Below are 5,132 nucleotides of genomic sequence, written 5' to 3'. Positions count from 1 at the left end.
CATGACGAACCCGTTCGAGGACCCCGACGGCACGTACCTCGTGCTCGTCAACGACGAGGGCCAGCACTCGCTGTGGCCGTCCTTCGCGGAGGTCCCCGCCGGCTGGACCGTGGCGAAGGACGAGGACACGCGCGACGCCTGCCTGCGGTACGTCGACGAGAACTGGACCGACATGCGGCCCAAGAGCCTCGTCGAGGCCATGGGTGACTAGCCCGGGAGAGCCCGTCGAAGTCCCCGCCGTCACCGAGTGGACGATGGAGATGCTCGACGCCGCCGACCTGCGCCCCGCGCCGCTGCCCGGCGCCGAGATGACGTTCACGCTGGCCCGGCGGCCCTCCGCCGAGGTCAACCGCGCCCTGTACGCGCTGGTCGGCGCCCGCGTCTGCTGGACCGACCGGTTCGGCTGGACGCACGCCGACTGGTGCGCCTGGGTGGAGCGCCCCGAGCTGGGCACGTGGATCGCGATGGCCGAGGGCACCGTCGCCGGGTTCTTCGAGATCGAGGCGCAGCCCGGCGGCGACACCGAGATCCACCTGGTCGGGCTGGGTCCCGCGTTCGTCGGCCGCGGCTGCGGCGGGTACCTGGTGGAGCAGTGCGTCCGGCGGGCGTGGCGGCGCGGCGAGCTGTGGGCGCCGGGCGCCGGCCCGGCCACGCGGGTGTGGCTGCGCACCAGCAGCCTCGACCACCCCAACGCGATGGCGAACTACCGGCGCCGGGGCTTTAAGGTGGCCGCGGAGACCGTTGCCCCCAAGCTCGTCCCCGACCCCCGGACGGCGCCGTGGCCGCTGCCGCGCGATCCGCGCGCCGTCCCCCGCCGGGGCGAGGAGGAGTTGATCACGTGAGCTGGTTCCGCTGCGCCGAGCCGCGCCCCTGGGCGTCCATGCGGCTGTTCTGCCTGCCGCACGCGGGCGGGTCGGCGGTGTTCTACCGGACCTGGGCCAAGGAGATCAGCCCCGCCGTCGAGGTCCACGCCGTGCAGTACCCGGGGCGCGCCGACCGGATGGGCGAGCCGCTCGTCACCGACCCGCACCAGCTCGCGCGGCTCGTCGCGGGCGCGATGGCGCCGCTCGTCGACCGCCCGGCCGCGCTGTTCGGGCACAGCATGGGCGCCGTCATCGCCTACGAGGCGGCGCGGCTGCTGCAGGAGCGGGGGAGCGCCCCCGTGCACCTGTTCGTGTCCGGTGCCCGCCCGCCGCACGACCGGGGGGACGACCGGGTCGCCGAGCGCGACGACGACGGGCTGGTCGCCGAGATGGTGAAGCTCGGCGGGACGGACGCCGAGGCGCTGCGCGACCCGGAGCTGCGGGAGCTCGTCCTGCCGTACGTCCGCAACGACTTCGCGCTGATCGAGGGCTACGCGCACCGGGACGGCACCCGGCTCGCCGTCCCGGTCACGGCGATCATCGGGGACGACGACCCGCACGTCACGGCGGACCAGGCCGCCGGATGGGCGGACGTCACCGACGGCCGGTTCGCCCTCAGGACGCTGCCGGGCGGCCACTTCTACCTGGCCGACCGGCAGCCCGACGTGATCGCCGAGGTCCTGCGGACCCTCGAGGTCCCCGCCGTCTAGCGCGGACCCCTTCGGAGATCGGCGCGAACAGGGGACCGGCGCGAACAGGGGACCGGCGCGCACCGGGTCGGTGCGCGCCGGACCTGTGAGGTTCGCCGGATCGGGTCCGGGATCAGTACACGCTCAGGCCGTACCGGGACAGGGGCTCGGTGACCGGCTGGAAGAACGTGGTGCCGCCCCAGGTGCAGTTGCCGCTGCCGCCCGAGGTCAGGCCCAGCGCGGTCGACCCGGAGAACAGCGACCCGCCGCTGTCGCCCGGCTCGGCGCACACGGTCGTCCGGATGAGGCCGCTGACGCTGCCCTCCGCGTAGTTGACGGTCTGGTTGAGGGCGGTGACCTGGCCGCGGTGGACGCCGGTGGTGCTGCCGCTGCGGGTGACGCTCTGGCCGACCGTCGCGTTGCCGGCCCGCGTGATGTCCTGCGTGCCGCCGCCGTACAGGTGGACGACGCCGCGGGTGTCCTGCGGGGTCGACGTGTACCGCACGACGCCGTAGTCGTTGCCGGGGAAGCTGCTGGCGTAGTTGCGGCCGAGGGTGCGCCCGCTGCCGTCCGTCCAGGTCGACCCGATGGCGGTGCAGTGCCCCGCCGTCAGGAAGTAGTAGGTGCTGCCGCTGCGGACGTTGAAGCCGAGCGAGCAGCGGCCGCCGCCCGCGTAGATGGCCTGGCCGCCGGCGGTGAACATGCGGAACTCGCCGGCGACCCGCTCGGTGCGGACGGCCGCGCCGTGCTGGGCGGCCTCGCCGCGCACCTTCTCCAGGTTCGCGCCCTTGACGGTGCTGTCCATCGTCAGCACGACCTTGTTGGACACGGGGTCGATCGCCCACGCGGTGCCGGGGACGGTCGCGTCCCGCTTCAGCTCGGCCATGACCTCCTTCAGGTCGGCGCCGCTGCGCTCGACCGTCTTCGGCTGCGCGCCCGCCGCGCGGACGGTCCGCGCGGCGGCGGCGTCGGTGACGGTGACGACGAGCTTGTCGGTGGACGAGTCGAGGTAGGCGCCCGCGCTGCGGGCGCCGAGCCGCTCGGCGAGCTGGGCGGCCACCTGGTCGGGGGCGCCCGGGGCCGCGGGTGCGGCGGCCGCCGGCGGGGCGGTGACGAGGGCGGCCGCCGCGAGGCCGGCCGCCGCGGCGGCGGTTGCGGCGGCGGCGCGGGCGCGTCCGTGACGCTTGGACATTCGTGCCTCCAGGGGGGAGCTGGCACGCCCCGATGGCGCGCCGGAGACACCGCACATGGTTGAGGAACCGGCAAAGCAGACGTAAGGCAAGAAGGTGACAAACATGTGTGAACCCGTTGGCACGTTGAGTGCGGAGCCGCAGGCGGCGGGCGGAGTGAGGGGGGCGCCGTTCGACGTGCCGTTCAATGTTCAATCGCGCGTTCGATAAGGCCCCGGCCCGCCCCCCGGACCACCGTCCGGACCGCCGCTCGGACCGCCGCCGGTCCGGGCCCGATCCGGCGCACGCTGGGCCTCCCCACCGGGCCGATCGGGGCGTACAACGGAGGGACGGGGGGCCGGACGAGCGCCGGCGGAACCCCCGCCGCCCCCGGTCCCGCGCGGAAGGCACGGGAGGGCCCATGGGCGTCGAGATCCGGGTGGAGGGGCTCAGGAAGTCGTTCGGGAGGCAGGTGATCTGGGACGACGTGTCCCTCACCGTCCCGGCGGGGGAGATCTCCGCCCTGCTCGGCCCCTCCGGAACCGGCAAGTCCGTGTTCCTCAAGAACCTCGTCGGCCTGCTGCGCCCCGACCGCGGCCACGTCTACGTCGGCGGCGGCGACGTCCCCCGCCTGCGCGAGCGCGACCTGTACCGGATGCGCCGCACGTTCGGGGTGCTGTTCCAGGACGGCGCCCTGTTCGGCTCCATGAACGTCTTCGACAACATCGCGTTCCCGCTCCGCGAGCACACGAGGAAGGGCGAGGCCGAGATCCGCAGGATCGTCCTGGAGAAGATGGACATGGTCGGCCTGTCCGGCTCGGGCGACAAGCTGCCCGGCGAGATCTCCGGCGGGATGAAGAAGCGCGCCGGCCTCGCCCGCGCGCTCGTCCTGGAACCGGAGATCATCCTCGCCGACGAGCCCGACTCGGGCCTCGACCCCGTCCGCACCGCCTACCTCAACCAGCTGTTCGTGGACGTCAACGCCGAGTTCGGGACGACCTTCCTCATCGTCACCCACGACATCGGCACCGCCCGCGTCCTCCCCGACAACCTCGGCCTGCTGTTCCGCCGCGGCCTGGTCATGTTCGGGCCGCGCGAGATGGTCCTGTCCAGCACGCACCCGGCGGTGAACCAGTTCTTCAACGCGCGCCGCGAGGGCCCCATCGGGATGGCCGAGGAGAAGGACGTCGCGGAACTGGCGGCCGAGAGCGCCCCGGTGCCGCCGCCCGCGCCGATCCCGCCGCAGCTCATGCCGAGCGACGGGCGGATCCGCCCGTCCATGCACCGCCCCGGCGAATGGCTCGCCGCGCACCGGGTGACGCCGCCGCCCGGCTCGTTCATCGACGAGAACGGGCGCGACTGGCTCACCGACTGGGACGCCCTCGTCGCCGCGCGGCAGCGCCCCCGCCCGTGACGCCGCCCGCCCGGATCGGGAGAATGGTCCGGTGACGCTCCTTCTGAACCGTTCCGACCTGGAAGGGCTGCTCGAGCCCGCCGGGTGCCTCGACGCGATCCGCCGCGGTTTCACCGCCCCGCCTGCCGAGACGGCGGCGCACCGGACGGTCGCGCCGCTGCCCGGCCCCGGCACCGCGACGGCGCTGCTGCCCGGCCTCGTCCCCGGCGTGCCCGCCTACACCGTGAAGGTCAACGCGAAGTTCCCCGGGAACCGGCCCGCGCTGCGCGGCGTCGTCTGCCTGCACGACGCGGAGACCGGCGAGCTGCTCGCCCAGCTCGACTCCGCCACCGTCACCGCGTGGCGCACCGGGCTCGCCGCCGCGCTCGGCACCCACGCGCTCGCCCGGCCCGCCGCCGACACGGTCGCCGTCGTCGGCGCGGGCGCCCAGGCGGAACTCGTCCTGCGGGGCCTCGCCGAACTGCGTCCCGTCCGCGCCCTCACCGTCTGCGACGTGGACGCCGGACGCGCCGCCGCGTTCGCCGAACGGCACGGCGAGCGGCTCGGCGCGCCCGCGTCCGTCGCGCCGAACCCGCGCGCCGCCGCCCGCGCCGCCGGGATCGTCGTCACCGCCACCTGGACGCGCCGCCCGCTCCTGCACGCCGCCGACGTCGCGCCCGGCACGCACGTCACCTCCCTCGGCGCGGACGAGCCCGGCAAGGCCGAACTCGGCCCCGACCTGCTGAAGAACGCCCGCGTCGTCGTCGACGACATCGCGTTCGCGGTCGAGACGGGCGTCCTCGCGTCCGCCGGCCTGGACGTCCAGCACGCGGCCGGGACCCTCCGCGACCTGCTGCGCGGCGAGGTCCCGGGCCGGGCGCGGGACGAGGAGGTGACCGTGTACGCGCCGGTCGGCCTGCCCTGGCAGGACCTCGCGCTGAGCTGGGCCGCGTACGAGGCCGCCCGCGCCGCCGGCGTCGGCCGCGAGTTCGACTTCCTCGCCTGACGGCCCGCCCCG

6 protein-coding genes are annotated in these 5,132 nt (G+C 75.0%); 5 read left to right on the top strand and 1 reads right to left on the bottom strand.

The window, feature by feature from the left end:
- Position 1 precedes the first annotated feature (1 nt).
- Genes H505_RS0100225 through H505_RS0100215 form a run of 3 tightly spaced genes read left to right on the top strand, consistent with a single transcriptional unit; the run spans position 2 to position 1,573 of the window.
- On the top strand, positions 2 to 211 hold the full coding sequence (locus H505_RS0100225; RefSeq protein ID WP_026400350.1) for an MbtH family protein: 210 nt from the start codon (positions 2 to 4) through the stop codon (positions 209 to 211).
- A complete protein-coding gene (locus tag H505_RS39000) occupies positions 204 to 842 on the top strand; it encodes a GNAT family N-acetyltransferase (RefSeq protein ID WP_026400349.1) in 639 nt (212 codons plus the stop codon). The genes H505_RS0100225 and H505_RS39000 overlap by 8 nt, the downstream gene beginning before the upstream one ends.
- Positions 839 to 1,573: a thioesterase II family protein gene (locus tag H505_RS0100215; protein WP_026400348.1), complete on the top strand. Its 735-nt coding sequence runs from the start codon at positions 839 to 841 to the stop codon at positions 1,571 to 1,573. Before H505_RS39000 ends, H505_RS0100215 begins: the two co-directional genes overlap by 4 nt.
- A gap of 112 nt (positions 1,574 to 1,685) precedes the next feature.
- Here the strand turns inward: H505_RS0100215 and H505_RS0100210 are convergent, their stop codons facing one another.
- Positions 1,686 to 2,744, bottom strand: a complete 1,059-nt coding sequence (locus H505_RS0100210) for a S1 family peptidase (protein WP_026400347.1) — start codon at positions 2,742 to 2,744, stop codon at positions 1,686 to 1,688.
- Positions 2,745 to 3,142: 398 nt separating this feature from the next.
- Here H505_RS0100210 and H505_RS0100205 point away from each other — a divergent pair, with 398 nt between their 5' ends.
- The gene (locus H505_RS0100205; RefSeq protein ID WP_026400346.1) at positions 3,143 to 4,135 is read left to right on the top strand and encodes an ABC transporter ATP-binding protein; all 993 of its coding nucleotides are present in this window, start codon (positions 3,143 to 3,145) and stop codon (positions 4,133 to 4,135) included.
- A 31-nt stretch (positions 4,136 to 4,166) separates the two neighbouring features.
- Positions 4,167 to 5,120: an ornithine cyclodeaminase family protein gene (locus tag H505_RS0100200; protein ID WP_026400345.1), complete on the top strand. Its 954-nt coding sequence runs from the start codon at positions 4,167 to 4,169 to the stop codon at positions 5,118 to 5,120.
- The last annotated feature ends 12 nt before the right edge of the window (positions 5,121 to 5,132 follow it).

Origin of the sequence: Actinomadura rifamycini DSM 43936, assembly GCF_000425065.1 — a bacterium.
GTDB lineage: Bacteria > Actinomycetota > Actinomycetes > Streptosporangiales > Streptosporangiaceae > Spirillospora > Spirillospora rifamycini.
The sequence above is the reverse complement of the archived record's forward strand: the minus strand, read 5'-3'. Positions and strand labels throughout refer to the sequence as shown.

Bases quoted from the DNA above. Each gene is read 5' to 3' on its own strand.
- H505_RS0100225 (WP_026400350.1), top strand. From the start codon at position 2: ATGACGAACCCGTTCGAGGACCCCGACGGCACGTACCTCGTGCTCGTC.
- H505_RS0100210 (WP_026400347.1), bottom strand. From the start codon at position 2,744: ATGTCCAAGCGTCACGGACGCGCCCGCGCCGCCGCCGCAACCGCCGCC.
- H505_RS0100205 (WP_026400346.1), top strand. From the start codon at position 3,143: ATGGGCGTCGAGATCCGGGTGGAGGGGCTCAGGAAGTCGTTCGGGAGG.